The following is a 25,505-nucleotide window of genomic DNA, read 5'->3' as shown; positions in this document are numbered from 1 at the left end:
TGCTTCAACCCATAATTCATGGGTTATGACTTAGGCCGATATTTTGTTCAGGCTACCGTCCCCAACCGCTTGATCATACCGATCAGCTCCAGCGCGTGGCGCAGCGACGCAGCCGTCGCCACCACCATCTGCGGCAACAGAAGCCATTCCAGCGTCCAGGCGGCCCCCGAACGTTCCTGTTCGTGAACGAGGGACTGATGGATGCCTGACAGTTGGACGGCGTTGAAGCGAGCGAGCGTCACCAGCGTCTCCGCCGCAACCGGATTCTGCTTGTGCGGCATGGCGGAAGAACCGCCGCCACCTGCAAGCTCGATCTCATCTCCAGCCTGTGCCAGAAGAGCGATATCCTGCCCCATCTTGCCGACACTGCCCGAGATCATCGAAAGCAGCCCCGCGAGTTCGGCGATGCGCCCGCGCTGGCTCTGCCATTGAGGCTCATCCGTCAAACCGAGCGCCTGCGCCAATGCGGCCCGGATCTCGGCTGCGTTCGGCCCGAACTTTTCCAGCGTGCCGGCCGCACCGCCGAATTGCAGGGCAAAGGTCTCCTGCGTCAGCCGGTCCCGATATTGCTCGAGCGGATGGCGCCAGGCGCGCAGCCGGTCGGATACGGTGATGGCGATCGCGGCCTGCATGCGGGTGCGGCCCATGAGCCTGTTCGAACCGAACTGATCGTCGAGCCTTTGAAGCCCCGCCGACACGGCGAAAAGACGACCGCTCAACAGGAAGGCCACCGCCTTGAGGCGCATCATCAGACTGGTATCGACAAGGTCCTGACTGGTGGCGCCGAAATGGACATGGCTGCCGGCATCCTCGCCGACTGCCTTACGCAATTGCCTGACGAGATCCGGAACGACGACCCCGTCCGTTGCCGTTGCCGTCTTCAGGCTCTGCAAATCCGGCTCGAAACTGGCACACACCTCTCCGATGCGCTGCGCGGATGCCTGCGGGATCACCCCGTGCTGTACCTCGACCCTGGCAAGCGCCGCTTCGAAGTCGAGCATGGCGCGGATATCTGCTTTGGCCGAAAAATAGCTTGAGACCTCCGCGTCACCGAGGAGGCCGGACAGGTATGGATGATCGAAGGCGGAAGTGCTCATGGCCTATATATCGAGGAAAACAGTTTCCCTGTCTCCCTGCAAATGCACATCGAAGGTATAGACGGAGCCTTCCTTGGTGGCGATGAGCGTTGCCAGACGATCCCTATGTTCGATGCGGGCAAGCAGCGGATCCTCGGCATTAGCGCTCGTCTCTTCGGGAAAATACATCCGCGTATGCAGGCCGATATTGATGCCGCGCGCCACGATCCAGACGGTGATGTGCGGCGCCATCTTGCGGCCGTCCTTGAAGGGAACGCGACCGGGCTTGATCGTTTCGAAGCGGAAAATCCCATCGTCCGAATTCGTCGGACAACGGCCCCAGCCGGTGAAATTGGGATCGGCTGTGCCGCGCAGTTCCGCGGGACTGTTGTAAAGTCCGGCGCTATCGGCCTGCCAGATCTCGATGACGGCATCCCTGACCAGCCCACCGGCGCCATCGAGAATGCGGCCGGTTACCGTGATGCGCTCGCCATGCGTCTTGTCATTGACCATGGAGGCACCGAGATCCGCGTCATAGACGCCGCCGATTTCGCTGTAATTCGGCGTGAGGCCGATATGAACGTAAGGGCCGGCCGTCTGCGACGGCGTTTCCTTCAGATAGCCCAGTTCCTGTACCATCAATTGCCCTCCAGCCGGTTTTCGAACAGGGTCGACCGACGACCGCGCAGCACGATATCGAATTTATAGGCGCGAGCATCCATCGGGATCGTGTTGCCCCAGTCGAGCGGCGCGATCAGCTGCTCGATCGCCTGTTTGTCGGGGATCGTGCCAACGATCGGACATTTCCAGATCATCGGATCGCCCTCGAAATACATCTGCGTAATCAGTCGCTGGGCAAAGCCATGGCCGAAGACGGAGAAATGGATATGCGCCGGGCGCCAGTCATTGACGCCGTTCGGCCAGGGATATGCGCCGGGACGAATGGTCCGGAAGGCGTAGTGGCCATCCTCATCGGTGATCCCGCGGCCGCAGCCGCCGAAATTCGGATCGATGGCGGCAAGATAGCTTTCCTTCTTATGGCGATAGCGCCCGCCGGCATTGGCCTGCCAGAATTCGAGCAGCACACCCGGCACCGGCCGGCCGCGCTCGTCGAGCACGCGGCCATGCACGATGATGCGTTCGCCGATCGCGCTTTCGCCGGGCGTGGCGAAATTATGGATCAGGTCGTTGTCCAGCTCGCCCAGGATGGAATGGCCGAAGACCGGCCCGGTGATTTCGGAGATCGTGCCGTCGAGCGAGAGCAACGCACGCTGCGGCGAGCGCAGCACCGAGGTCTTGTAGCCTGGCGCAAAGGCCGGCGGATGCCAGGCGCGGTCGCGGGCAAAGAAAGCGCCCGTTTCGGGCTTGCTGTTGGTTCTGTCAGACATGTCTGCCTCGCTTCAAGCCGCCTTTTCGGCGTCCATCTGTTCAAAAACCTGCTTGGCGATCTTGATCGCATGGTTGGCCGCCGGCACGCCGGCATAGATCGCCACATGCAAAAGCGCCTCGCAGATGTCGTCACGCGTCGCGCCGGTATTGCGCGTGGCGCGTACATGCATCGCGACCTCATCATCCTGACCAAGTGCGGCCAAAAGCGCGATTGTCACGATCGAACGCTCACGCCGGCTGAGCGTCGGGCGCGACCAGACATGACCCCAGGCCGCTTCGGTGATCAGCTCCTGAAAAGGCTGGTCGAACTCCGTCACTCCCAGCTGGGCGCGATCGACATGGCTGTCGCCGAGCACCGCTCGTCTCGTCGCCATGCCTTGCTGGTAACGCGCGGACGGCGTGGTAGGGTCATTCATGGGGTTTGTTCTCCACGCAGGACGACGTCGATGAAGGCACGGATGACTTCGGTCAACGCCTCGGGTTGTTCGACGCAGGGAATATGACCGGCGTCCTTGATGACTTCATAGCGCGCATTCGGAATGAGCTTGGCCGTCGAAAGTACCAGCTCGGGCGGCGTGGAACCATCCTGATCGCCGACGATGCAGATCGTCGGAACCGCTATCCTTTTTGCCGCCTCGGTCAGATCAGCATCGCGGAGCGCAGCACACGTCGCGGCATAGCCCGCTACCGGCTGGCGGATCAGCATGTTGCAATAGCCGCCGAAGGCGGTGTTTTCCGGACGGCGGAAAGCCGGCGTGAACCAGCGCTCCATGACCGCATCGACGATCGATTCGATGCCCTCGGCCTCGACCTGCGCGATGCGGGCGTTCCAGCTGTCGGCGGTGCCGATCTTGTGGGCGGTGTCGCAGAGGATCAGTGCCCGCACGAGATCCGGGCGCCGCTGATAGAGCGACTGTGCAATCAGCCCGCCGACGGAGAGGCCACAAATGACTGCATCCTTGACCGACAGAAAATCGAGCAAGCCGGCAAGGTCGGTAGCATGGTCCTCGATGGAATAGGGCATCTGGCCGAGATCGGACAAGCCATGGCCGCGCTTGTCGTAAAGCACAATAGCGAAATCGCCGGCCAGACGCACGATCACGTCGCGCCAGATCCGGAAGTCGGTGCCGAGCGAATTGGCAAAGACAAGAACCGGCTTGTCGGGCGATCCGCCGATGATCTGATAGTGGATCGTGACGTCATTAATGCGGGCAAACTGCACTGGAAAATCTCCTCGGGCGCGAGATTGGAACTATAATCCGGTTAGGTAAAATGATATTTCTTTGCTCTACGATAACTCCAGGGTTATGAATGAGCATGCTCGACGCCCGCATCAAATTCCGCCATCTGCAGACCTTTGTCGAGGTTGCGCGCCAGAAAAGCGTGATCAAGGCGGCCGGGTTGCTCAATGTCAGCCAGCCGGCGGTGACGAAAACGATCCGCGAGCTGGAGGAGGCGCTTGGCGTCTCCGTCTTCGAGCGCGACGGGCGCGGCATCCGGATCACCCGTTATGGCGAGGTGTTCCTGCGCCATGCCGGCGCGGCCCTTACGGCCCTCAGGCAGGGGCTGGATTCGGTGTCGCAGGAGCGTTCCGGCGAGGCGCCGGCGATCCGCGTCGGTGCGCTGCCGACGGTCTCGACACGCATCATGCCGCGGGCGATGGAACTGTTTCTCCGGGAGGAAACCTGGAGCCGCATCAAGATCGTCACCGGCGAAAACGCCGTGCTTCTGGAGCAGCTCCGCATCGGCGACCTCGATCTCGTCGTCGGCCGGCTGGCGAGCCCCGACAAGATGACCGGCTTTTCCTTCGAGCATCTCTATTCCGAGCAGGTGGTCTTTGCGGTCAGGGCCGGGCATCCGCTGCTTTCAGGAAAGCAATCGCTGTTTTCCGATCTCAGCCGCTATACGATCCTGATGCCGACGCGCGGCTCGATCATCCGCCCCTTCGTCGAGAGCTTCCTCATCGCCAATGGCGCCGGCGGTCTCCCCAACCAGATCGAGACGGTCTCCGATTCCTTCGGCCGCGCCTTCGTTCGCGCGAGCGACGCGATCTGGATCATTTCGGCCGGCGTCGTTGCAGGCGATGTCGATGACGGCCTGCTGGCGCTGCTGCCGATCGATACCAGCGAGACGAAAGGACCGGTCGGATTGACTGTGCGCACCGACGCAATCCCGACCCTTCCCTTGTCGATCCTGATGCAGACGATCCGCGAGGCGGCGAACGAAGTCGGCAAGAAGCTCTAGAATCGGCTCAGAAGGGAAGACCGACATAGTTCTCCGCAAGCGCGGTCGAAGCGGCGTGGGAATGGGTGAGATAATCGAGTTCGGCCTCCTGGATCTTCTGGTCGAAATCGCTGGTGTCGGGAAAACGATGCATCATCGTCGTCATCCACCAGGAAAAGCGCACCGCCTTCCAGACCCGGGCAAGGGCACGGGACGAATAGGCCTCGAGCCCGGCGCTCGAGTGATTCTGATAATGCTCGCCAAGCCCCGAGAACAGATAATGCACGTCGCTTGCCGCCAGATTGAGCCCCTTGGCGCCGGTCGGCGGCACAATATGGGCGGCATCGCCGACGAGGAACAGTCGGCCGAAGCGCATCGGTTCGGCCACGAAGGAACGCAGAGGCGCGATCGATTTTTCGAAGGACGGTGCCATGACCAGGGCTTCGGCATGATGGGCCGGCAGGCGGAGGCGCAGCTCGTCCCAGAAGCGGTCGTCGCTCCAGTCCTCGACCTTCTCGTCGAGTGGACACTGGATGTAATAGCGGCTGCGCGTCATCGACCGCATCGAACATAGGGCAAAGCCGCGCGGATGGTTGGCATAAACCAACTCGTGATTGACTGGCGCCACTTCGGCCAGCACCCCGAGCCAGCCGAACGGATAGACCTTCTCAAAGCTCCGAATTGATTTTTCCGGAACGGACTTGCGGCTGACACCGTGAAAGCCGTCGCAGCCGGCGATGAAATCGCAATCGATGCGATGGGAAATGCCATCTTTCTCGTAGATCAGATAGGGGGCGGCACCGTCGAAATCATGAGGCTGGACATTGGCGGCATCATAGATGGTGAGCGCGCCGCTTTGCTCGCGATGAGCCATCAGATCGCGGGTCATCTCCGTCTGGCCGTAGATGACGACCCGCTTGCCGCCGGTCAGACCATGAAGGTCGATGCGATGATCGCGACCGTCGAAGGCAAGGGAGAAGCCGTCATGCGGCAGGCCCTCTGCATGCAGGCGCGCGCTGGATTTCGCCTTGTCCATCAGCGAGACGGTGCCCTCCTCCAGCACGCCGGCACGGACGCGACCGAGGATATAGTCCTTGCCGACACGGTCGAGAATGACATTGTCGATCCCGGCTTCCGTTAACAGCTGGCCGAGCAGCAGCCCGGACGGCCCTGAACCGATAATGGCGACTTGGGTGCGCATCGTTTCCTCCCATGCATGGTCTTTCGCCTAAGTCTGTCCGGCGGGCAGCAGGCCCGCAATGGACATTTCGGTCAAGAAATTGCACAAACCGAACATGGTGGAGGAGAAGAGCCATGACGAGAGCCGTGCCGACCTATGAGCTCTACGGCGAAAATACCGGCCAAAAGCCGGATTTCTGGCTGCATTGCGAGACTATTCCCTCGCGCAGCAGCCTCCATCACTGGGAGATCCGCCCGCATCGGCACGAGAGTTTCTTTCAGATCTTGTACATAGATGCCGGATCGGGCGACGCGATCTTCGATGGAATTGCCCATCCCATAACGCCGCCCGCCGTCATCACCGTGCCGCCACGCCTCAATCACGGCTTCCAGTTCTCCAGGGACATAGACGGCTTCGTCATCACCGTGCTGATCTCGCACCTGAAAGCCGCCCCCGGTGACCGCAGCCGGCTGGGGGCGTGGCTCGCCGAGCCGCATCTGACCTTGCTCGATACCAACGATGAGGACGCGGCCTATGTCGCGCGCACCTTGCGGCGGCTCGGCGAGGAATTTGCCAGCCATCGCAACGGCCGCAACGATCTGCTCGAAGCCTACCTCACCTCGGCACTTCTGCTGACGGCGCGCATCGCCCAGAAGGCGGATGAAGGGTCCAGTGCCGGCGACGAGAGTGAGCGGCGGATGGAGATGCTACAAGGCCTCATCCAGCGCCATTTCCGCTCGCACAAGCCGGCCGCCTTCTATGCCGAAAGCCTCGGCATCTCGCCAGCCCATCTCAGCCGCATCGTGCGCAGCAAGACCGGGCACGGCGCGCACGAGCTGATCACGCGCAAGCTGCTTGATGAAGCCAAGCGCGAGCTGGTCTTCACCTTCGCGACCGTCCAGGAAATCAGCTATCGCCTCGGCTTTGTGGATCCCGCCTATTTTTCCCGCTTCTTCGTGAAGCAGACTGGCGAGACACCCCGCGCCTGGCGCATTACCGAACGAGCGAAGCTTGGGATGTGAGCCATGCAATCGCCTATGCCGATGGGCGGGAAATAAAGGCAACCACCCGCCCTCGCGGTTCGAGGGCGCTTGCGCGCCACCTCTCCATGAGGGCTGATCTTCTCGCTCCGTTACCAAGAGCAGCAAGCCGCATCGAGAACGAGGCTTGCTCCATCCTCATCCTGCGGCGAGAGCCCTGAGCTTGGCGAAGGATGACCCTCGAAGGACGAGGATGGCCCGGAGGAGCGTGAAGGTTACGGAAGCACCAGCCTCAACGCCTTCTGCGTTTCCTTCAATAGAGGTAAAAAACGCTCCACCATGTCAGCAGCGGCGACATAGGCGGCCGGGGCGCCGATATTTATCGCCGCCACCGTCTGGCCGCGGTCGTTTTCGACCGGGACGGCGATGGAGCAAAGGCCGATTTCCAGCTCCTGGTCGATGACGGCATAGCCCTGCGCCCTCACCCGGCGAAATTCGGCCATCAATTCCTCCGGTTCGGTCTTGGTGTTCGGCGTGTTCGCCTTGAGGTCGGTCCGCGCAAGGATAGAGCGCGCTTCGCTCTCCGGCAGGGACGCGAGCAGGACGCGGCCCATCGAGGCGCAAAAGGCCGGAAGGCGGCTGCCGGGCGTCAGGTTGATCGACATCACCCGGCGCTGCGAGGCGCGTGCAATATAAACGACTTCGGTGCCGTCGAGCACCGAGGCCGAGGCATTCTGGCTTGCCCGCTCGGAGAGCTGGTCGAGATGAGGCTGGATGATGATCGGCAGGGGGGTAGCCGCAAGATAGGCGTGACCGAGACGCAGAACCTTCGGCGTCAGGGTGAAGAATTTTCCGTCGTAGACGGCATAGCCGAGCTCGGCGAGCGTCAGCAGCGAGCGGCGCACGGTGGCGCGGTCGAGCCCGGTCAGCTTCGATGCTTCGGCGATCGTCAGACGCTGCCGTGTCTCGCCGAAAGCTTCGATGACTTTCAAGCCTTTGGCAAAGCCGCTGACGAAATCGGTCTCTCGCATCATCTCCTCCAGATTTTCAACGATTTTGTGCGATATATGAACAAATGTCAAATAACGCACAAATTTATTGACGATGTCAGGCCGAAGGCGCTTATTGACGCCCACAGGACAGCATTTGTTGAGGAGGCCCTATGGCGAAGATTCTATCGCTTTCGCAGGCGGTGGCGGAGAATGTGCGTGATGGCGACACCGTCGCCATGGAGGGGTTCACCCATCTCATTCCCTATGCCGCCGGCCACGAAGTCATCCGCCAGGGCAAGAAGGATCTCTATCTGGTCCGCATGACGCCGGACATTCTCTATGATCAATTGATCGGCGTCGGCGCGGCACGCGGCATGAAATTCTCCTGGGGCGGCAATCCAGGTGTCGGCTCGCTGCACCGTTTCCGCGATGCCGTCGAGAACCAGTGGCCGCAACCGCTTGAGATCGAGGAGCATTCGCATGCCGCCATGGCCAACGCCTATGAGGCCGGCGCGGCGAACCTGCCCTTTGCCATGCTGCGCGGCTATATCGGCGCCGACCTGCCGAAGGTCAATCCGAATATCAGAAACGTGACCTGCCCCTTCACGGGGGAGGTGCTTGCGGCCGTCCCGGCCATCCGCCCGGATGTCACCATCATCCACGCGCTGCGAGCCGATCGAAAGGGCAATGTGCTGCTCGAAGGGATCGTCGGCGTGCAGAAGGAGGCGGTGCTTGCCGCCAAGCGCTCGATCGTCACAGTCGAGGAAATCGTCGATGAGCTGAACCCGCCCTCGCCGAACTCGGTCGTGCTGCCGACATGGGCGGTGACCGCGGTCGCGCTCGTGCCCGGTGGAGCATTCCCTTCCTATGCGCAGGGCTACTACGCCCGTTCCAACGCCTTCTACATTGCCTGGGACGAAATCGCCCGCGATCGTGACAGCTTCCAGGCATGGATCGAGGAATATGTGATGAAGGCGGGTCCGGAGGATTTCGCCAAATATGCCGGCAAGAAGCCGGTCAAATCGGCGTAAGGAGGTCGAAATGAGCGATTTTACGCCAACCGAAATGATGACCATTGCCGCCGCCCGCGCGCTGACCAACGACGATGTCTGCTTCGTCGGCATCGGCGCGCCATCGGCTGCCTGCAACGTCGCGCGGCTGACGCATGCGCCCGACATCATGCTCATCTATGAAAGCGGCACCGTCGGCACCAAGCCGGATGTGCTGCCCTTGTCGATCGGCGACGGCGAGCTCTGCGATACCGCGCTTTTCACCGTCGCGGTGCCGGAGATGTTCCGCTACTGGCTGCAGGGCGGCCACATCACGACAGGCTTCCTCGGCGGCGCGCAGATCGATAAATTCGCCAATCTGAACACGACAGTCGTCGGCCCCTACTACCATCCCAAGGTCCGCCTGCCGGGCGGTGGTGGCGCGCCGGAAATCGCCAGCAATTGCCGCCAGATCTTCATCACCATGGCGCTTTCCAAGCGCGGCTTCGTCGAAAAGCTGCCCTTCATCACCTCGATGGGCCATGGCGAAGGCGGCAATCACCGCGAACGCTTAGGCATGAAGACGAAAGGCCCGACTCGCGTTATTACCGATCTCTGCATTCTCGAGCCTGATCCGGTGACCAAGGAGTTGACTGTCGTGTCGATCCACAAGGGCGTTGCCCGCGAGCAGATCATTGAGAATTGCGGCTGGGCGATCAAGTTTGCCGATGAGGTGATCGAGACGCCACCACCGACCGACACCGAACTTTCCGTCCTGCGCGACATCAACGCCCGCACCAAGAAAGCCCATGAGGCAGCCTGATGACCGAAGCCTTTATCTGTGACTATATCCGTACGCCGATCGGCCGCTTTGGCGGTTCGCTTTCCTCCGTCCGCGCCGACGATCTGGGCGCCGCGCCGCTGAAGGCGCTGATCGAGCGCAATGGTTCGATCGATTGGGAGGCCGTCGACGACGTGATCTTCGGCTGCGCCAACCAGGCGGGCGAAGACAATCGCAATGTTGCCCGCATGTCGCTTTTGCTTGCCGGCCTTCCCATTTCCGTTTCCGGCACGACGATCAACCGCCTTTGCGGATCCGGCATGGACGCCGTGATCGCCGCGGCACGCGCCATCCGCTCCGGCGAGGCCGATCTGATGGTCGCCGGCGGCGTCGAGAGCATGTCGCGCGCACCCTTCGTCATCCCCAAGGCCGAAAGCGCCTTTTCGCGCAATGCCGAGATCTATGACACCACCATCGGCTGGCGCTTCATCAATCCGCTGATGAAGAAGCAATATGGCGTCGATTCCATGCCGGAGACCGGCGAGAACGTCGCCGAGGATTACAAGGTCAGCCGCGAGGATCAGGACGCCTTTGCCGTCCGCTCGCAGGCAAAGGCCGCCGCAGCGCAGGAAAACGGCCGGCTTGCCAAGGAGATCACGCCGGTGACGATCCCGCAGCGCAAGGGTGATGCGATCGTCGTCGGCAAGGACGAGCATCCGCGGGCCACGACGATCGAGGCGCTTGCCAAGCTCGGCACGCCCTTCAAGAAGGAAGGCGGCACGGTGACGGCGGGCAATGCCTCCGGCGTCAATGATGGCGCAGCCGCCCTCATCATCGCCTCCGAGGCAGCAGTGAAGAAATGTGGACTGACACCGATCGCCCGTATACTCGGCGGAGCCGCCGCCGGCGTCCCCCCACGCATCATGGGCATCGGCCCTATTCCCGCTTCCCGCAAGCTGCTGGCGCGCCTTGGCATGCGACAGGAGCAGTTCGACGTCATCGAACTCAACGAGGCCTTCGCTTCGCAGGGACTTGCCGTCCTGCGCGAGCTCGGCATCGCCGATGACGACGCCCGCGTCAATCGCAACGGCGGCGCCATCGCTCTCGGCCATCCGCTTGGCATGTCGGGCGCCCGCATCACCGGCACTGCCGCCCTGGAGCTGAAGGAAACCGGCGGCCGCTATTCGCTGTCGACCATGTGCATCGGCGTCGGCCAGGGGATTGCGATCGCGCTCGAACGCGTCTGATTTTCCCATTGTCCAAGGTCCGCCGCCTCATGGTCGGCGGACAATATAACTTGATCGTGCTCGGGGTGAGCAGACAGCGGCAACCTTTCCTGCGGAAGCGTTGCTGCAAACGGCGGACAGGTCATGCTTTTTCATCGAAACCGATGTGGCAATTCAGCAGGCAGTCCGTGAATAGGCAAGTCCGGCAGTATGGGCGATAGATCACCGGAAAGAATGAAGAGCATCAGCGCTATTCATTTCTCCCGCGCGGTGCCGTGAGCCATATTGGGCAACAGCACAACTCTATCGAGATTGATGATGTCGGAACTTGCCGTCTTGCGTGAACATGAAGAGGCAGATACGCGGGAGGGATGGAAGGTGGTTGCCGCCACCCATGTGCTGACGGCCGTGACGTTCGGAGCGGCCTACTCCTTCTCCGCTACCTTCCCAGGGCTTGCTGCCGAATTTAGCGCGTCTCGCGGCGAGACTGCCTTGGTCTTTTCCATATCCGCTTTCCTGTTCTATTCCCTGGGCGCGATTGCCGGGCCACTTGCCGACAGATGGTCACCGCGTAGCCTGGTTTTGCTGGGGCTGGCGGCGATGATCCTCGGCTATATCGGGGCCAGTCGTGCCGGCTCTCTTCTGTCGCTTTACATCTGGTATGGCTTTGGCGTCGGGTTTGGGATCGGCCTGTCCTATGTTCCGGCCCTCGGGGTTGTGCAGTCCTGGTTTATCCGCAAACGAAGTCAGGCGTCGGGTATCGCCACGGCCGGTCTGGGCCTTGGTACGCTGATCCTGCCCTTTGCCGTCGGCCAGGCCCTTCCATCGATCGGCTGGCGGGGGTGCTTCGTCGCGCTCGCCTGTGTCTTTGCAGGTCTCGGCCTGCCGGCTGCGATGTTCATCCGCAAAAGGCGTGACAATACGAGCCGGCCCTCGGTCGGTGACGGCCATGCAGATGCTCTCACACTATGGCGCGATAGCAGATTTTGTCTTTTCTACATCGTGCTTATTCTGTCGTCCTTCTGCACCTTCATCCCTTACGTCCATATCGTCGCCGCCGCGCAGGACATGGGTCTTTCGATTCAGGACGGAACCGCCCTTGTCGGCCTTATCGGCGTCGGCAACGTCATCGGACGCTTCTTTCTGGCCGGCCTGGGGGACCGCCTCGGTCGTCGACGACTGCTGGCATCGCTGACATTTGCAGTCGCCGGGTCGTTTGCCCTATGGGCATCGGCAACGGGCATGATCCAGCTGGCATTGTTCGCATTAACGTTCGGCATGAGCTATGGCGGCTGCGTCGGCCTGTATCCGGCCGTCGCTGCCGATCTGTTCGGCACGCGCCGCATCGGCGCAGTCCTCGGATATCTCTATACGGCAGTGGGAATCGCAGCCTTGATCGGCCCCACTGCCGCAGGCTTCATTTTCGATCGCACCGGCAGTTATTTCGGCCCTATCGTCGCAAGTGGCGTTGCCGCCTTCATCGCGGGATTCATAGCCCTTCGCCTTGAACGCAAGAGCGCGGTGGCCCTATAGCTGCGCGGCGATAGCAGCCTTGTCTATGATCGACCAGACCTGACGGATCCGTCCGCCCACGAACTCGTAGAAGACGTTTTCGGTAAACTGAACTTTCCTGCCGTTCACCGGCAGGCCAAACAGCATCCCTGTCGGCGTGCAATCGAAATGCAAACGGCTCGCGACCCGGGGCGGTTCGCAAACCAGCAGGCGGATATCGAAATGAAGATCGGGAATGGCGAGAAAATCTCGCTTGAGCATCTCTCGATAACCTGACAAGCCGATGCGGCTGCCGTTGTAATCCACATCCTCATGGACGAAGCGACCCAAATTCGACCAATCCTGTTGGTTCAGGCAGTCAATATAGCCTCGGTAAATGTCAGATAGGTTCGCGCTCGTCATGATCCTTGCCTCCGCCGGTGCTGCGGCGCCAGCATCGATCCTTACGCGGATAGCTGCCGACGACGACGGCCTGCGATCATGGCCATCGAATGCTTCAGCAGCGGCGCCGGCCGCCCGATATGGTATCCCTGAACGGCATCGATTCCAAAGGATTTGACGAGGTCGAGCTGTTCGTCGTCCTCGACACCTTCGATAAGGATCTTATGTCCGCGATTTCGCACCAAGTCGACGATATCCTCAAGAAGAACCCTGGCGCTGGTGCTGTTTACGGCATCGTGGAGGAACGATTTGTCGATCTTGACGGTTTCGAATTCCATCAGACGAAGCCAGGATAGGCCGGCAAATCCCGTCCCGAAATCGTCCAGCCAAAATTTGATGCCGAGCTTCTTGAGATCGTGGATGCCGCTGAGAACGTCGGGACGTATCTCCAAATCAACGCCTTCGGTAATCTCGAACGCCACCCTATGTCCCGAAACGCCCGTCTCAGCCAGAATGGCGGCAACCTGCGCGGCAAAGGTTGGGGCTCTCAGCTGGATCGGAGAAACATTGATGCTCACGGTCTCGACGACATCACGCGACAACAACTCCCGGCATGCCGTCCTGATCGCCCAGTATCCCAAATCGATGATGGCGCCCGTGCGCTCGGCTATGGGAATGAAGACGCTGGGTGGAGAGTTCGAGCCATCGAGCAATTGCATGCGCATCAAGGCCTCGTAGGCGCCAATCTCGCCGGTCTCAAGATACTGTATGGGTTGATAGACGAGAGAGACGAGGTTTTGCGGAAGGGCGATCTTCAGTATGGCCGCGATATTTTCGCTGGCATCGCCACCCGGAAGCTCGTTCGGATCAAACAGCCGGGCACAGTTCCGCCCGCTTGCCTTTGCCGAGTAAAGCGCCCGATCGGCTTCGTTGATGACGTTTTCAAGCTTTGCGCCAACCACTTCTCTGGTGACAGTCGCCCCCACGCTCACCGTTACATGCGGAAAACCGTCGAGCCGCTGGGCATGGACTATGTCGAGGGCTTCGATCCCCCGGCAAATGGCTTCCGCCAAGCCCAACGCATCAGCACCGTGCTCCACATCGAGGATAACAATAAACTCTTCACCCCCATATCGCCCAACGGTCGCGCCCAAGGGGGCAACGATGTCCGCCAACGCATTGGCGACAGTGACGAGGCAATGATCACCCTCCTGGTGACCATAATAGTCGTTGTACTTCTTGAAGAAATCGACGTCGACGAGCAGAACGGCAAATGCAGCCCTCTCCTCGCGCCAGCGGTCCCAAAATTGCTTCAGCCGGATATCGGCGGCCCTTCGGTTTTCCATGCCGGTGAGGGAATCGGTAATGGACAGGCGCAGAAGGGCTTCACCGCGCTCGGTGGCCTGGCGCTGCTGCAATTCGGCCTCCCTCGCATTGAGGAAGACGTTGAAGCGCTCCTTGTTCAACTTCCAATTCACATAGGACGTGAAAACGAAGCAGCAAAGATAAAAGGTGGTGAAAGCCATGCAGTAAGTGGGGCTGTAGTGAAAGACGATCAGAGACAACAGAAAGCTGACAAAGATCAGGCCCGACGACGCTATCGCAAGGCCGAATTCGAGACTGAAGAACAGATTGACGCCCATCATGAAAATCGCGCCATAAGCGGCATAATAGGAGAACGCTTCGGCATGGACGGTGCCTAGCGCAGGCACGAGCCACACGATGCAGCCCAAAACCACGGCAGCGGCACAGGTCGCCTCGAGCTCTCCCGCGCGACGTTGAAGCGAAAACTGGATTTCCAGAACCAGGAGCGAGATGCCGCCGATGAAGAATCGGGCCGGAATGGTCACGTGCGAGACGTCGGGAATAAAGATCAGATCCGTGACCACGAACAGAAGATAGACGGGCACCGCAAGCCACAGGCCGCTGCGCGCCAATGCACGACGCGCCTCGTTGCTGTAATCCTTGTAGAGCGCGCGAAGTCCGGCGGGGGGGCTCGACCGGCGGGCGTCCCCCTGCTCAAAATCGCTTCCCCCCCACAATCGACGCATGCTCATCATCACCCGAGTTAGCCAAGACCTCATGTCTACCGCTTGACCTTTGCGTCGCGCGACGGACCGAATCGGTCGCCTCAACTGGCAGCCAATCTAGTCCGTTTGGTAGCGACAGCGTTGACGCAGCGAAATTAACAAAACCATAGCGCTCAAATTTTATGTGCGATATGGTTTGCGTAGTCTTCACGGAATCATTTAAAATTGAAACAATTTCAAACTGCTCTCGACGGCTACAGCCTTGTTACAACGCAGTCCATCTCGGAACACACGAGATCATCGGTTAACAATCTTGCAACCGAACAACTCAAAGAGGGCGAAGCCGAACTCGCCCTTATTCTGTCCCTGACGCAACAGGCATTCGAGGCCAATTCGCCCGTTCAAGGCATCATGAAATCCTTGACGGAGCGGCTGCAGGCGTTGAGGAACAAGTCGACGCCTGTGGTCTGGGAACGCCTTGCATCCCTTGCGCAGACACACCCCGTCACGTCGTTTCTGCTCCAGGATCCCCTGACGCGATGGTCATTCGAGAAGCCACGGGGCTACAGCGGCGATGCCTATCTGCTGGACTTCATCTACGAACATCCGACCGTTGCCGCACAGGTGAAGGAAGCATCGCCGCTCGGCGCCGAAGTTTACGATTTCACCCGGAGAGCGGCATCCGCGGTGGCCGTGCGGGAGAGACGTGACATTCTTGCAGCCCATGTCGATGAGCTGGCTGCCGCAAACAGCAATGCGGAAGTCCTGGCAATCGCCGCCGGGCACCTTCGCGAGGCAGAGCTTTCCCATGCCCTGCGAAGCGATAGGCTCAAGCGCTGGGTCGCGCTCGATCAGGATCCCATCAGCGTCGGGACCGTCAGCTCAAACTACCATGGAAGCCGTGTCGAGGCGATCAACGGATCCGTTCGCACGATCCTCGGACGGGCGCAGAAGCTCGGGACATTCGACTTCATCTACGCGGCCGGGCTCTACGATTATCTGGCGGAAAACGTTGCCGTGAAACTGACGGAACGCTGCCTGCAGATGCTGAAACCCGGCGGCAAGTTTCTTCTCGCGAACTTCGCAAAAGACATCGGCGTCGAAGGTTATATGGAAACCTTCATGAACTGGCCGCTGATATGGCGAACCGAAAGAGACGTCTTGTCGATCATCGACAAGGTCAAGCACCCGCTTGCCGATAGTACCGTCACGCGCGGTGAAAACGGCGGCGTCATCTACGCGGTTCTGACCGTTTAGAACGCCGGATTCTCAGAGCGGTAACATCAAGCTTACGCACTGCGAGAACATCGCGACCGGTTGTTGGATACGAACGGGTGCAATGCAAAGTCGGTCAATGGGGGAGTACAGATAGTCCTCCCCCACTGTGTTTCTCAGTACGAGACCCTTTTGACAAGCTAGGGTGCCCGCTCTCGTTCAATGACCTTCTCGGCATAGCCTCGCCTGCGGTTCCGGTCTAACCGAAGCGGCGCAGATGCGGCGGCAGGAAATTGGGATGACCCAGGTTATCCTCTCGCTCGGGAAGGCCGATGTCACGAAGCTGGTAATTCGACAGCTCGGCAACCTGCATGCGTGTTTGCCTCTGCCTCCAGGCGACAAGCAACAAGGCACGCGCAGTTCTCCATGCGCCGAATTTCTGATACAGTTCGTTGACGGTCGCCGTTAAGGTATCAGCAACTAGTAATTGTGATTGCGTCATTGTTATTTCCTGGCGCGGTCGTGCGGCCAGGTCCTCTTGAAGCTCGACCAGCTTGAGGAGCAGGCGCGCGGAAAACGCACCGAATCATTCCGTCAGCAAGTCACATCGGTTTAACGGGAAAACGCCTAAAGGGCGGTAGATAAAGCCTTTTACGGCTTTAAATAAAGGATCGTCGTGCGGTTGGTGCTGCACACACCAAGGCCATCGAGATCAATCCGCCAGAGACGTAAGTAAACATTCGTGTATGATGCATTTGACGCCTCCTCTGTTTGATTTGCGGATAAGTGTATAATACGCAAGATCTCCAAATCGGCAACCCTACAATTTCGAATTGCAGGCATCCCGCTTTATGTGTTGCATCGATGCAACAACGAGAACGTTCTATTATCTAGTCGGCTAATGAATATGGCCAGGGATCGTGAAGCAATGGCGGTCTTCAGATCGGGAATCTTGGATCTCCGGGCTCCGCTAGAACGAATTGACGATACCGCCGCCGGTGCGCATCTGCTGGACCATGATATGGGCATGGTAATGCATGGCGCACTTGATCGCATAGATCTGCAGGATCACCGGAGAACGGCGATGCCACAGCAGCTTGAGAAGCCGCCGTCGGTAAGTGGCGCGCAGGTCCGCCTCCTTCACCCGGCGCATCAATCTGATGAAAATGCCGATTGCTTCGAGCGCCCATGTTGCGTTGAGAGCGAGCAGCCGCAGCGGATGACGACGCAGATGACGTAAGCGGGTACTTTCCGGTTCGATGCGGGCATCGATATAGAGCGCATCCAGCCGGTCGAAATAGGCGGCCGGCTCATGCAGGTCGCTCAAGACGGAGAGATATCCATCCCGCAGGGTTTCGCGGGAGAGATTGAGGGGAATGACGTTCGTGCCGAAGGCAGGCGGATCGTCGTGATCGAGCCGCCCCTCCTTGGCAAGGCGCGCGTAGAGCGGTGTCTTTGGAATAGCGGCGAGCATGCCGATCATGGCGTTGACAATGCGCGCATCTTTGATGAAGACGCGCTGCGCATCGAAAATCGTTGCATCGTCACTGTCGAAGCCGAGAATCATGCCGCACCAGACTTCCATGCCTGTCTGCTGGACGGCGTGGATCTTGTCCAGCATCGTTCCGCCCTTGCGCAGGTTCTGCAGCTTCTTGGTTTCGCGCAATGCCTCCTCGTTCGGCGTCTCGACGCCGATGAAGACGACACGGATATTGGCGTCGACCATCAGCTGCATCAGCTCCGCGTCATCGGCCAGATCGATCGACGCTTCGGTCAGAAACGTCATCGGATAATGATGTCGCTCCTGCCAGGCGACGACATCGCGCAAAACCTCCTTGATCGCCTTTTTGTTGCCGATCAGATTGTCGTCGACGATAAAGGCCGTATCCATGCCGGACGCCAGCAAAGCCTCCATTTCGGCGATGACCTGGGTGCTGGCCTTGATGCGCGGCTTGCGCCCGAAGACGACGATGATGTCGCAGAAATCGCAGGTAAAGGGACAGCCGCGCGAGAACTGGATGCTGCCGACCGCGTACTCATCCATTTTCAGGAGATCGAAGCGCGGCACCGGCACCGTGCTCATATCCGTCTTGTCGGCCTGTTCGTAGCGTCGCGCATGAGAGCCTAGCTGCCATTCGAGCAGGAATCTCGGCCAGGTCTCCTCCGCCTCCCCGATGAAGGAGACATCGACGAGATTGCCGAAATAGTCCTCCTTGACCGTAACCCAAGGCCCGCCGACGACGGTGAAGCAATTGCGTCGTTTGAGCTCGGTCAGGATCTCCGTCATCCGGAAACGCTGGACGATCATCCCCGTCAGCGCGACGATATCGGCCCTCTCGCACAGGCCGTAGTCGATCGGTTCGATATTCTCGTCCACCAGGGTGATGCTATGCTCCGCAGGCGTCAGTGCCGCCAGGAGCGGCAGGCAGGCCACCGGAAGGTTAGCCTTCACATCAAACAGCGGCAGTGCGTGTTCCATGCCCCAGTAAGAGGTTTCGAAACGCGGATTGATGATGACGATATGAGCCATTGAGTAGTCCGCTCCACGATTTTGAAGATCCGGTTCGGTATGCACTAGGGCTGTATGTCATTCGCAGCTGCCTTCGGCGTGAAAAGCAGGTTCTTTCGGCATTATTAGCAGCCCTATATGAGCTCAGGATTAAATTCTCGGCAACATGCCAATGGTGACGGGCCGGCAATTTTGGGCTGCCGCTTGTCCGGAGAAAGGCATCCGATCGCTGCGCGCTCCTCGCCGGCCCACCCGCAAATCTCGCTCCGCTCGCCAATTGAAAAATTTCCAGCGCGGCAATGTCGAAATTGCCAAGGCTCGATCGTCTTTATTGCAAAGGTGACGCGAGGGATAAATGCGAGATCCTTCACGTCGCGGGTCGAGCTGGTTGAAAGGAGTTGCAAGAGATGAATTCCTCCTATCGTTGGGTGATCGTCGGCGCCGGAGCACTGATGAGCTGCGTCGCGATCGGCGCGATGTTTTCCTTGGCAATCTTTCAGGTGCCGATCGCTGCCGACACGGGCTGGTCGCATGCCGGTATCGCCGCTGCGATGACGCTGAACTTCCTGGTCATGGGGTTGGGTGCCTTTGCCTGGGGTGCCGCAAGCGATCGCTTCGGCGTGCGGATCGTCGTCCTGGCCGGGGCGTTGCTGCTCGGGCTTGCGCTCGTATTGGCAAGCAGAGCCGGCTCGCTTCTTCAGTTCCAGCTGACCTACGGCATTATTGTCGGTGTTGCTGCCAGCGCCTTTTTCGCCCCCATGATGGCAGCAACGACCGCGTGGTTCGAGGAGGGCAGAGGCCTCGCCGTATCGCTGGTGTCTGCCGGCATGGGCGTCGCGCCGATGACGGTATCGCCCTTCGCACGCTATCTCATCTCGGCCTATGACTGGCGCTTTGCCATGATGGTCATCGGCATCTTGGCATGGGCGCTGCTGATACCGGCCGCGCTGCTGGTGCGAAGCGCACCTGCCCTTGCCGACGCCGCCGCCGCGGAAGGGCCGACAGAGGAAAAAAGCCTGCCGCTCGGCCGGATCTTCCGCTCGCCGCAGTTCATCGTCCTTGGGGCGACCTTCTTTGCCTGTTGCGCGGCCCATTCCGGCCCAATCTTTCACATGGTCAGCTATGCGACGATCTGCGGCGTCACGCCGATGGCCGCCGTCAGCATCTATAGCGTCGAAGGGCTGGCGGGTCTCGGTGGCCGCCTCCTTTACGGCACGCTCGCCGACCGGCTGGGCGTCAAGCCGGTTCTGGTTGCCGGTCTCCTGGTGCAGGCGGCAGCACTTGCCACCTACCTTCTGGTCAGCGAACTCGGCCAGTTCTATGCGCTGGCGGTGATCTTCGGCAGCGCCTATGGCGGCGTCATGCCGCTTTATGCGGTGCTGGCGCGGGAATATTTCGGGCAGCGTGTCATTGGGACGGTCTTCGGCGCCGCCTCGATGTTATCGAGCATCGGCATGGCCGCCGGGCCGCTGATCGGCGGCTGGATATTCGATACGTTCGCCAACTATTCCTGGCTCTTCATCGGCTCGTCCATGGTGGGACTGGGCGCGGCGGCCATTGCCCTTGCCTTCCCGCCCATGCAACGCCTGCGGATGCAAACGGCATGATATGGGCCGACAATCACGCTGTGCGGAAATCACCAATAACGCACGCGGGAGCGACGCGTCGGGCCAGCGCCTTCTCGCGTGCCGCCGAGACTAGCGGGGCCTTTGGTCCCCCTCTCTGCATTTCGAGAGAATCTCGTCGACAACGACGGCGAGCGGCGCTGTGGCGTCGATTACGACACCACACGTCGGAATATCCTCTTTCGTTGCATGCAATCGCGCAATCAGCTCCCATTCGCCCGGTTTTCCGCCAAACTCGTCTTCTGGTCTTTGGACAAGCCGCCGGTTCAAGGTGTCGAGATCGACGTCGAGGACGAAGACCCCATCAAACAAATCGATAAAGCGGGTGAAATTTCTAGAGCCGCCGCAGAAGAAGGAGATCGCGTTGCGTTGATCAGCGACCACGGATTTGACCTTGTCTACATCCCAAATGTGGTGCTTGTGCTCCCATGTGGCGCTGTCCGTCACGGTCTCGTGGGCAAACCTATCCAGGGGTTCACCAGTCTCGGGATCGCCTAGATAGGATAACTCCCGGTCACTGTGGATGACGTGGTAGCCGCGCAGCTGCAGTTCTTCAGCCACCGCGGTTTTGCCGGTGCCGGAAACGCCTTCGACCAAATAGTTTTTGACGCCCATTACCTGTCGCCGTACCGGCGACCGGTGATCAGCCACGCGCGCGAATCGAACTGAACTCCGCGGGGCGTCTGGTGCGCCTCCAGCATGTCGAGCAGCCGCGCCCGTATTTCGGCCGTCGTGGCGGGGCGACTGAGAGCCTTCTCGACATTTTCAAATGTCTGAACAGTCGCCAATGCAGTCTCAGGATCCAGACCGTAGAACACAGGCTCGTTGATTTCACTAAACTCGATGGCAGTGAACCCGGCCGTTTCGAGCAGTCCGGACGTCACCGAGGGTTCGCTCAGCGAAAAGGCTTTGCTGACCGCAATCGGACCGGTTGAATCCAGGTTAAGCGCCTCATGTATGGCCGTAGCCCACTCATTGCGGTCTCCGCCCTGCCAGACCATGAAGACGAAACGCCCACCCGGCCGTACGGCGTTGGCGATGTTGGCGAAAGCCGCCGCCGGATCGGCGAAGAACATGACGCCAAATCGACTGATGCAAAGGTCGAATTCTCCTTCTGCGAAGAAATAGTTCTGTGCATCCGCCACTTCGAATGTAGCATTGGGTAACCCCTCCTCGGCGCTGCGCCGACGGGCAATCTCCAGCATCGCGACGGACAGGTCGATTCCGTGCGCTCGTCCTGTTTCAGCAGCACGAGCGGCGTCACGTGTGGTTTGTCCGCCGCCGCAACCAATATCGAGCACACAATCAGATCGCCCAACCGCGGCGGCGACCCGAAAATGCGCGTTGTGGCGAGCAAGTTCGGCATCATAGAAGTCTGCGAAATTCAATGCTGCTTTTTCAGCCATCACCTATCCCTCCAAACCGAAATTCGTGATGGCCGCCTGTGGAGGCCGTTCGAGGCAGCCGCCCAGCCAGCGCGCCCTCTCAAACCGAGCAGCGGCCCGTACATGTGCCACCCGGTCGTGTACCACGGGATGAAGACGCCAAACATGCCCGGCGCGGCGGCGAGAAACACGATCGAGCCGACGATAGCCATTATACCGCGAGAAGAAAGCTGGTCCATGACAGACCTCAGTCCCCGCTTGGGGGGCGACCTGTGGTATCCGCCTTTGGCGCATTCCAGTCGAGGGCGCAGTCACCTGTCGACCCGAAGCGGCCACTGAACTGCGCCTGACTTTCGAACCGTTGAAGCTATTGTAATTGCAGAGCCAGAAAAGCGGTGCAAGATTCTTGAATTATGCACCGGCTATATTCTGTTGGCCCTTTGAGGCGGCTGTGTTCCAATCGTGATGGTATTAAGACCACGGGGGGAAGTCATGCAGGGGATCGAGTTATCACGCGGTTTCTATAACGATATCGTTCGGCCCTGGCTGAGTAAGACTGCGCCAGAACTCTGCTATTCCGCAGCACTGATCGGCTATGGCTCCGAGCTTATCGGCTTTGATGATGAGCCAATTGCACACCTGATCGGTCTGTCATTCAGAAAGTGCGCCGCTTCTGGCGCGATCCCGGCAATCTCATAGTCTCTGAGCGGGTTGACGGCATTTGCTACACAATTCAGCGCATTTCCCGATGCCTTACGCACAGTTTTCCATAAGCGACAGAGGTTGCAGGCATTGCAATTTTCAATTTTTAGCCAACACTCGCAAATGCATCAGGTGCGTGCTCTCCTGGGGGAGGAAATCCGGAGAGCACCCACTGGCGCGACTTTCCGCCGCGAGCCGGCTGGAAGGTCCTGCGTAATGTCATCATGGGGGACATGAGACAGGTCTTTTGACTATGTCCCTGGTGCAATTGGGAGGATTGAGTAATGGCAACCACATCCGTGGCTGAGACGACTGGTCGAGGCATGACCAGGGAAGAGAAGAAGGTCATCTTCGCCTCTTCGCTCGGCACAGTGTTCGAATGGTACGACTTCTATCTCTATGGGTCCTTGGCCGCCTTCATCGGCGCCGCCTTCTTCAGTGACTATCCGGAGGCAACCCGCAACATCTTTGCCTTGCTCGCTTTCGCCGCAGGGTTCCTCGTCCGGCCGTTCGGCGCCTTGGTCTTCGGGCGGATCGGCGATCTCGTCGGCCGCAAATATACCTTCCTGGTCACCATCCTCATCATGGGCCTCTCGACCTTCCTGGTCGGTATCCTGCCTGGCTCGGCCAGTTGGGGTGTCGCTGCCCCGGTCATTCTGATTGCGCTGCGCATGCTGCAGGGCCTGGCGCTCGGCGGCGAATATGGTGGTGCGGCGACCTATGTCGCCGAACATGCCCCCAATGACCGGCGCGGCTTTTACACATCATGGATCCAGACCACGGCAACGCTCGGGCTCTTCCTGTCGCTCATCGTGATCCTGGTGGTGCAGAATTGGCTCGGCAAGGACGCGTTTGCCGCCTGGGGATGGCGTATTCCCTTCATCCTGTCCTTCATCCTCCTCGGCATTTCCGTCTGGATCCGGCTATCTCTCAGTGAATCGCCAGCTTTCAAGAAGATGAAAGAGGAGGGCAAGGGCTCCAAGGCGCCACTGACGGAAGCCTTCGGACAATGGAAGAATGCCCGGATTGCCTTGCTTGCCCTGTTCGGTCTCACCGCCGGTCAGGCAGTCGTCTGGTATGCAGGCCAGTTCTACTCGCTGTTCTTCCTGCAGAACGTACTGAAGGTCGACGGCCAGTCGGTCAATATCATGATCGCGATTGCCCTGCTGATCGGCAGCGGCTTCTTCGTGGTGTTCGGCTGGCTGTCCGATAAGATCGGCCGCAAGCCGATCATCATGGCAGGTCTTGCTCTAGCGATCCTGACCTATTTCCCGCTGTTCAAAGCATTGACTCACGCCGCAAATCCGGCGCTCGCCCAAGCTGAACAAACCGTCCGGGCCATCGTGACGGCCGCCCCCGGCGATTGCACCTTCCAGTTCAATCCGGTCGGGACGGCCAAGTTCAACAATTCGTGCGATATCGCCACGTCTTTCCTGTCGAAGTCATCGGTTCCCTATACGGTTGCCGATGGGCCGGCCGGGCAACCCGCAACCATCAAGATCGGTGACGCGACTGTGGCATCTTATGATGCCACCGCAGCCGGGGCCAGTGCGACGGCCAAGAGTGCCTCATTCACTCATGATATGAACCTCGCCCTGCAGAAGGCCGGTTTCCCGCTGGCACGCGATCCCGCCAAGGTGCCGGATGCCAAGCTCGATGGCTTCATTGCCGCAAACCCCGAACTCGGGCTCAATGCGGCAACGGTTCGGGCTGGCGACAAGACCGTCACGCCCGTTGCCGATCTCGTCAAGGCGAAGCTTCTGACGGCGGACCAGGCCGCCGGCGCAACCGAGATGCCGGTCTATACCGTACCCAATGGCGGTGCCTTCAAGATGGTCGCCGATCCCTCGGCAATCAACTGGCCGCTGACCATCGCCATTCTGACCGTTCTCGTCATCTACGTGACCATGGTCTACGGCCCGATCGCCGCAATCCTGGTGGAGATGTTCCCGACCCGCATCCGCTATACCGGCATGTCCTTGCCCTATCATATCGGCAACGGCTGGTTCGGCGGCCTGCTTCCGGCAACGGTCTTTGCGATGAGCGCGGCTAAGGGCGATATCTATTATGGGCTATGGTATCCGATCGCGATCGCCGCGATGACCTTGGTCATCGGCGTTATCTTTATTCGCGAAACCAAGGGTGTCGATCTCAACGCCATCAAGTAGCGGCACAGAGAGCGATAGCAGAAGGCCCGGCCTACACCCCAAGCCGGGCCTTCTTCGTATTCCTTCCTGACCGCTGCCGGGCGGCCCACACACATTTTGAAATCGCCAGTAGGCCGACGGCCGCTATCTGGCTGCGGGAGCAGATAGAGGATATCACCGGTTCAATTTCGGCATGAAGCGAGTCTGTAACGACGTCTGCGCATACTGGAAAGGATCACAATCCGGCAGCCACTTCCTGCACGAAATCCAGAAAAGCCCTGACCTTCGCCGGCGGAAGATGGCGCGAGGGGTGATAGGCATAGAGCGGAAAGAGCTCTTCTGACCATTCAGACAGGATCGGTACGAGTTCGCCCCGTGACAGGAAGGGCGCCAGGCCGATCGCGAGACTTTGAAAGATGCCGTTGCCCGCCAGGCATGCGGAAATGGCGACCGAAGGGTCGTCCAACACCAGGCGGCTGCGAAGCCTGATCTCGACAACCTCGCCTCCTCGCTGGAACTCCCAAGGAAAGGGAAGGCCGGTTTGCGGATCGCGGAAGAGAAGCGCCTCGTGATGAACGAGATCGTGCGGCGAGCGCGGTTCGCCCTGCCTTTCGAGATAGGCCGGCGAAGCAACCGTCACGACCCGGGTTTCCAGCAGTTTGCGCGCGATGAGCGACGAGGCGTCCGGCGGCCCGAAGCGCACCGCCACATCGACACTCGCCATCATCTCCTCGCGGTAGTTGCTGGTCGAGAAATCCACCGACAGCAGCGGATAGCGGCTCAGGAACCGGTGCAGCTCGGAGGCAAGCGCCATGCGCGCAAACCATGGGTCCACCGATACGCGTAACCGGCCGCTTACGACTGCAGCGGCGCCTGCCGCCTCGGCGGCAGCCTCATCCAGGCCGGTCAAGAGCGGCATGACCCGCTCGTGAAAGCGCCGTCCCTCTTCGGTAAGGCTGACCTCGCGGGGATTGCGATCGAAGAGGCGCACGCCCACCCGCGCCTCCAGCCGCGCTACGGCCCGGCTCACGCCCGATGGCGTCAGGCCGAGGATCTCGGCGGCGCGCGCGAAGTTTCCCGCTTCGGTCACCGCTGCGAGGACGCCGATGCCGGTCAGAAGCCGCGTATCGAAAGCCATCCGATATCATTCCTTTCACCGCATC

The 25,505-nt window shown here is 60.1% G+C and carries 24 protein-coding genes; 10 read left to right on the top strand and 14 right to left on the bottom strand.

Features of this window, described 5'->3' with window-relative positions:
- Positions 1-47: 47 nt before the first annotated feature.
- The 5 genes from JTP94_RS16495 to pcaD are packed head-to-tail and all read right to left on the bottom strand — an operon-like array spanning position 48 to position 3,687.
- Positions 48-1,097: a 3-carboxy-cis,cis-muconate cycloisomerase gene (locus JTP94_RS16495; RefSeq protein WP_204851568.1), complete on the bottom strand. Its 1,050-nt coding sequence runs from the start codon at positions 1,095-1,097 to the stop codon at positions 48-50.
- Positions 1,098-1,100: 3 nt separating this feature from the next.
- On the bottom strand, positions 1,101-1,715 hold the full coding sequence (gene pcaG / locus JTP94_RS16490) for a protocatechuate 3,4-dioxygenase subunit alpha (protein ID WP_204851567.1): 615 nt from the start codon (positions 1,713-1,715) through the stop codon (positions 1,101-1,103).
- Entirely contained in the window at positions 1,715-2,464 is a 750-nt protein-coding gene (gene pcaH, locus JTP94_RS16485; RefSeq protein ID WP_204851566.1) for a protocatechuate 3,4-dioxygenase subunit beta, read from the bottom strand. The genes pcaG and pcaH overlap by 1 nt, the downstream gene beginning before the upstream one ends.
- Before the next feature lie 12 nt (positions 2,465-2,476).
- A complete protein-coding gene (pcaC, locus tag JTP94_RS16480) occupies positions 2,477-2,881 on the bottom strand; it encodes a 4-carboxymuconolactone decarboxylase (protein ID WP_204851565.1) in 405 nt (134 codons plus the stop codon).
- Complete coding sequence (gene pcaD / locus JTP94_RS16475; RefSeq protein WP_204851564.1) at positions 2,878-3,687, bottom strand: 3-oxoadipate enol-lactonase; 810 nt, start codon at positions 3,685-3,687, stop codon at positions 2,878-2,880. The genes pcaC and pcaD overlap by 4 nt, the downstream gene beginning before the upstream one ends.
- Before the next feature lie 95 nt (positions 3,688-3,782).
- Between pcaD and pcaQ the strand changes: the two genes are divergently transcribed.
- A complete protein-coding gene (pcaQ, locus tag JTP94_RS16470) occupies positions 3,783-4,709 on the top strand; it encodes a pca operon transcription factor PcaQ (protein ID WP_204852299.1) in 927 nt (308 codons plus the stop codon).
- A gap of 7 nt (positions 4,710-4,716) precedes the next feature.
- Here pcaQ and pobA read toward each other — a convergent pair whose 3' ends face one another.
- A complete protein-coding gene (pobA, locus tag JTP94_RS16465; RefSeq protein WP_204851563.1) occupies positions 4,717-5,889 on the bottom strand; it encodes a 4-hydroxybenzoate 3-monooxygenase in 1,173 nt (390 codons plus the stop codon).
- Between the two features lie 113 nt (positions 5,890-6,002).
- On the opposite strand from pobA, the gene JTP94_RS16460 reads away from it, so the two are divergent.
- Positions 6,003-6,890: a helix-turn-helix domain-containing protein gene (locus tag JTP94_RS16460; RefSeq protein ID WP_204851562.1), complete on the top strand. Its 888-nt coding sequence runs from the start codon at positions 6,003-6,005 to the stop codon at positions 6,888-6,890.
- 233 nt (positions 6,891-7,123) lie between these two features.
- Here the strand turns inward: JTP94_RS16460 and JTP94_RS16455 are convergent, their stop codons facing one another.
- A complete protein-coding gene (locus tag JTP94_RS16455; RefSeq protein ID WP_204851561.1) occupies positions 7,124-7,879 on the bottom strand; it encodes an IclR family transcriptional regulator in 756 nt (251 codons plus the stop codon).
- Between the two features lie 131 nt (positions 7,880-8,010).
- On the opposite strand from JTP94_RS16455, the gene JTP94_RS16450 reads away from it, so the two are divergent.
- The 4 genes from JTP94_RS16450 to JTP94_RS16435 all read left to right on the top strand — a co-directional run bounded on the left by JTP94_RS16450 (position 8,011) and on the right by JTP94_RS16435 (position 12,369).
- Entirely contained in the window at positions 8,011-8,871 is an 861-nt protein-coding gene (locus JTP94_RS16450; protein ID WP_204851560.1) for a CoA transferase subunit A, read from the top strand.
- Positions 8,872-8,881: 10 nt separating this feature from the next.
- Entirely contained in the window at positions 8,882-9,652 is a 771-nt protein-coding gene (locus JTP94_RS16445) for a CoA-transferase subunit beta (RefSeq protein ID WP_204851559.1), read from the top strand.
- Positions 9,652-10,857 (top strand): 3-oxoadipyl-CoA thiolase, encoded by a 1,206-nt coding sequence (pcaF, locus tag JTP94_RS16440; RefSeq protein ID WP_204851558.1) that lies wholly within the window; start codon positions 9,652-9,654, stop codon positions 10,855-10,857. Before JTP94_RS16445 ends, pcaF begins: the two co-directional genes overlap by 1 nt.
- A gap of 297 nt (positions 10,858-11,154) precedes the next feature.
- A complete protein-coding gene (locus JTP94_RS16435) occupies positions 11,155-12,369 on the top strand; it encodes an MFS transporter (protein WP_204851557.1) in 1,215 nt (404 codons plus the stop codon).
- Here JTP94_RS16435 and JTP94_RS16430 read toward each other — a convergent pair.
- Together JTP94_RS16430 and JTP94_RS16425 are read right to left on the bottom strand one after the other, a co-directional pair.
- Entirely contained in the window at positions 12,364-12,750 is a 387-nt protein-coding gene (locus JTP94_RS16430; protein ID WP_204851556.1) for an ester cyclase, read from the bottom strand. The genes JTP94_RS16435 and JTP94_RS16430 overlap by 6 nt on opposite strands.
- Before the next feature lie 41 nt (positions 12,751-12,791).
- Positions 12,792-14,780, bottom strand: a complete 1,989-nt coding sequence (locus tag JTP94_RS16425) for a bifunctional diguanylate cyclase/phosphodiesterase (RefSeq protein WP_246755020.1) — start codon at positions 14,778-14,780, stop codon at positions 12,792-12,794.
- Between the two features lie 204 nt (positions 14,781-14,984).
- Here JTP94_RS16425 and JTP94_RS16420 point away from each other — a divergent pair, with 204 nt between their 5' ends.
- Positions 14,985-16,016 carry a class I SAM-dependent methyltransferase gene (locus tag JTP94_RS16420; protein ID WP_204851555.1) on the top strand — a complete coding sequence of 344 codons (1,032 nt, stop codon included), beginning with the start codon at positions 14,985-14,987 and terminating at the stop codon, positions 16,014-16,016.
- A gap of 217 nt (positions 16,017-16,233) precedes the next feature.
- On the opposite strand, the gene JTP94_RS16415 is transcribed toward JTP94_RS16420, so the two are convergent.
- Together JTP94_RS16415 and JTP94_RS16410 are read right to left on the bottom strand one after the other, a co-directional pair.
- Positions 16,234-16,476, bottom strand: coding sequence for a DUF1127 domain-containing protein (locus JTP94_RS16415; protein ID WP_204851554.1), 243 nt, complete (start codon positions 16,474-16,476; stop codon positions 16,234-16,236).
- A 468-nt stretch (positions 16,477-16,944) separates the two neighbouring features.
- Positions 16,945-18,504: a DUF4070 domain-containing protein gene (locus JTP94_RS16410; protein ID WP_204851553.1), complete on the bottom strand. Its 1,560-nt coding sequence runs from the start codon at positions 18,502-18,504 to the stop codon at positions 16,945-16,947.
- Positions 18,505-18,890: 386 nt separating this feature from the next.
- On the opposite strand from JTP94_RS16410, the gene JTP94_RS16405 reads away from it, so the two are divergent.
- Positions 18,891-20,090, top strand: coding sequence for an MFS transporter (locus JTP94_RS16405; RefSeq protein WP_204851552.1), 1,200 nt, complete (start codon positions 18,891-18,893; stop codon positions 20,088-20,090).
- Positions 20,091-20,180: 90 nt separating this feature from the next.
- Here the strand turns inward: JTP94_RS16405 and JTP94_RS16400 are convergent, their stop codons facing one another.
- Positions 20,181-20,723, bottom strand: coding sequence for an AAA family ATPase (locus tag JTP94_RS16400; protein ID WP_204851551.1), 543 nt, complete (start codon positions 20,721-20,723; stop codon positions 20,181-20,183).
- Positions 20,723-21,517 carry a class I SAM-dependent methyltransferase gene (locus JTP94_RS16395; RefSeq protein ID WP_204851550.1) on the bottom strand — a complete coding sequence of 265 codons (795 nt, stop codon included), beginning with the start codon at positions 21,515-21,517 and terminating at the stop codon, positions 20,723-20,725. The genes JTP94_RS16400 and JTP94_RS16395 overlap by 1 nt, the downstream gene beginning before the upstream one ends.
- A 468-nt stretch (positions 21,518-21,985) precedes the next feature.
- Here JTP94_RS16395 and JTP94_RS16390 point away from each other — a divergent pair, with 468 nt between their 5' ends.
- Together JTP94_RS16390 and JTP94_RS16385 are read left to right on the top strand one after the other, a co-directional pair.
- A complete protein-coding gene (locus tag JTP94_RS16390) occupies positions 21,986-22,192 on the top strand; it encodes a hypothetical protein (protein ID WP_204852358.1) in 207 nt (68 codons plus the stop codon).
- A 287-nt stretch (positions 22,193-22,479) separates the two neighbouring features.
- Entirely contained in the window at positions 22,480-24,363 is a 1,884-nt protein-coding gene (locus JTP94_RS16385; RefSeq protein WP_204851549.1) for an MFS transporter, read from the top strand.
- A 214-nt stretch (positions 24,364-24,577) separates the two neighbouring features.
- Here JTP94_RS16385 and JTP94_RS16380 read toward each other — a convergent pair whose 3' ends face one another.
- Positions 24,578-25,480 carry a LysR family transcriptional regulator gene (locus JTP94_RS16380; protein WP_204851548.1) on the bottom strand — a complete coding sequence of 301 codons (903 nt, stop codon included), beginning with the start codon at positions 25,478-25,480 and terminating at the stop codon, positions 24,578-24,580.
- Between the last annotated feature and the right edge of the window lie 25 nt (positions 25,481-25,505).

It is taken from the genome of Martinezella lusitana (assembly GCF_016901135.1).
Taxonomy (GTDB): Bacteria; Pseudomonadota; Alphaproteobacteria; order Rhizobiales; family Rhizobiaceae; genus Rhizobium; species Rhizobium lusitanum_D.
Note: the sequence above shows the minus strand (reverse complement) of the source record. Positions and strands in the feature narration are given on the sequence as shown.

Coding starts and splice junctions, on each gene's coding strand:
- JTP94_RS16495 (WP_204851568.1), bottom strand. CDS start 1,097: ATGAGCACTTCCGCCTTCGATCATCCATACCTGTCCGGCCTCCTCGGT.
- pcaG (WP_204851567.1), bottom strand. CDS start 1,715: ATGGTACAGGAACTGGGCTATCTGAAGGAAACGCCGTCGCAGACGGCC.
- pcaH (WP_204851566.1), bottom strand. CDS start 2,464: ATGTCTGACAGAACCAACAGCAAGCCCGAAACGGGCGCTTTCTTTGCC.
- pcaC (WP_204851565.1), bottom strand. CDS start 2,881: ATGAATGACCCTACCACGCCGTCCGCGCGTTACCAGCAAGGCATGGCG.
- pcaQ (WP_204852299.1), top strand. CDS start 3,783: ATGCTCGACGCCCGCATCAAATTCCGCCATCTGCAGACCTTTGTCGAG.
- pobA (WP_204851563.1), bottom strand. CDS start 5,889: ATGCGCACCCAAGTCGCCATTATCGGTTCAGGGCCGTCCGGGCTGCTG.
- JTP94_RS16460 (WP_204851562.1), top strand. CDS start 6,003: ATGACGAGAGCCGTGCCGACCTATGAGCTCTACGGCGAAAATACCGGC.
- JTP94_RS16455 (WP_204851561.1), bottom strand. CDS start 7,879: ATGCGAGAGACCGATTTCGTCAGCGGCTTTGCCAAAGGCTTGAAAGTC.
- JTP94_RS16450 (WP_204851560.1), top strand. CDS start 8,011: ATGGCGAAGATTCTATCGCTTTCGCAGGCGGTGGCGGAGAATGTGCGT.
- JTP94_RS16445 (WP_204851559.1), top strand. CDS start 8,882: ATGAGCGATTTTACGCCAACCGAAATGATGACCATTGCCGCCGCCCGC.
- pcaF (WP_204851558.1), top strand. CDS start 9,652: ATGACCGAAGCCTTTATCTGTGACTATATCCGTACGCCGATCGGCCGC.
- JTP94_RS16435 (WP_204851557.1), top strand. CDS start 11,155: ATGTCGGAACTTGCCGTCTTGCGTGAACATGAAGAGGCAGATACGCGG.
- JTP94_RS16430 (WP_204851556.1), bottom strand. CDS start 12,750: ATGACGAGCGCGAACCTATCTGACATTTACCGAGGCTATATTGACTGC.
- JTP94_RS16425 (WP_246755020.1), bottom strand. CDS start 14,780: ATGCGTCGATTGTGGGGGGGAAGCGATTTTGAGCAGGGGGACGCCCGC.
- JTP94_RS16415 (WP_204851554.1), bottom strand. CDS start 16,476: ATGACGCAATCACAATTACTAGTTGCTGATACCTTAACGGCGACCGTC.
- JTP94_RS16410 (WP_204851553.1), bottom strand. CDS start 18,504: ATGGCTCATATCGTCATCATCAATCCGCGTTTCGAAACCTCTTACTGG.
- JTP94_RS16405 (WP_204851552.1), top strand. CDS start 18,891: ATGAATTCCTCCTATCGTTGGGTGATCGTCGGCGCCGGAGCACTGATG.
- JTP94_RS16400 (WP_204851551.1), bottom strand. CDS start 20,723: ATGGGCGTCAAAAACTATTTGGTCGAAGGCGTTTCCGGCACCGGCAAA.
- JTP94_RS16390 (WP_204852358.1), top strand. CDS start 21,986: ATGCAGGGGATCGAGTTATCACGCGGTTTCTATAACGATATCGTTCGG.
- JTP94_RS16385 (WP_204851549.1), top strand. CDS start 22,480: ATGGCAACCACATCCGTGGCTGAGACGACTGGTCGAGGCATGACCAGG.
- JTP94_RS16380 (WP_204851548.1), bottom strand. CDS start 25,480: ATGGCTTTCGATACGCGGCTTCTGACCGGCATCGGCGTCCTCGCAGCG.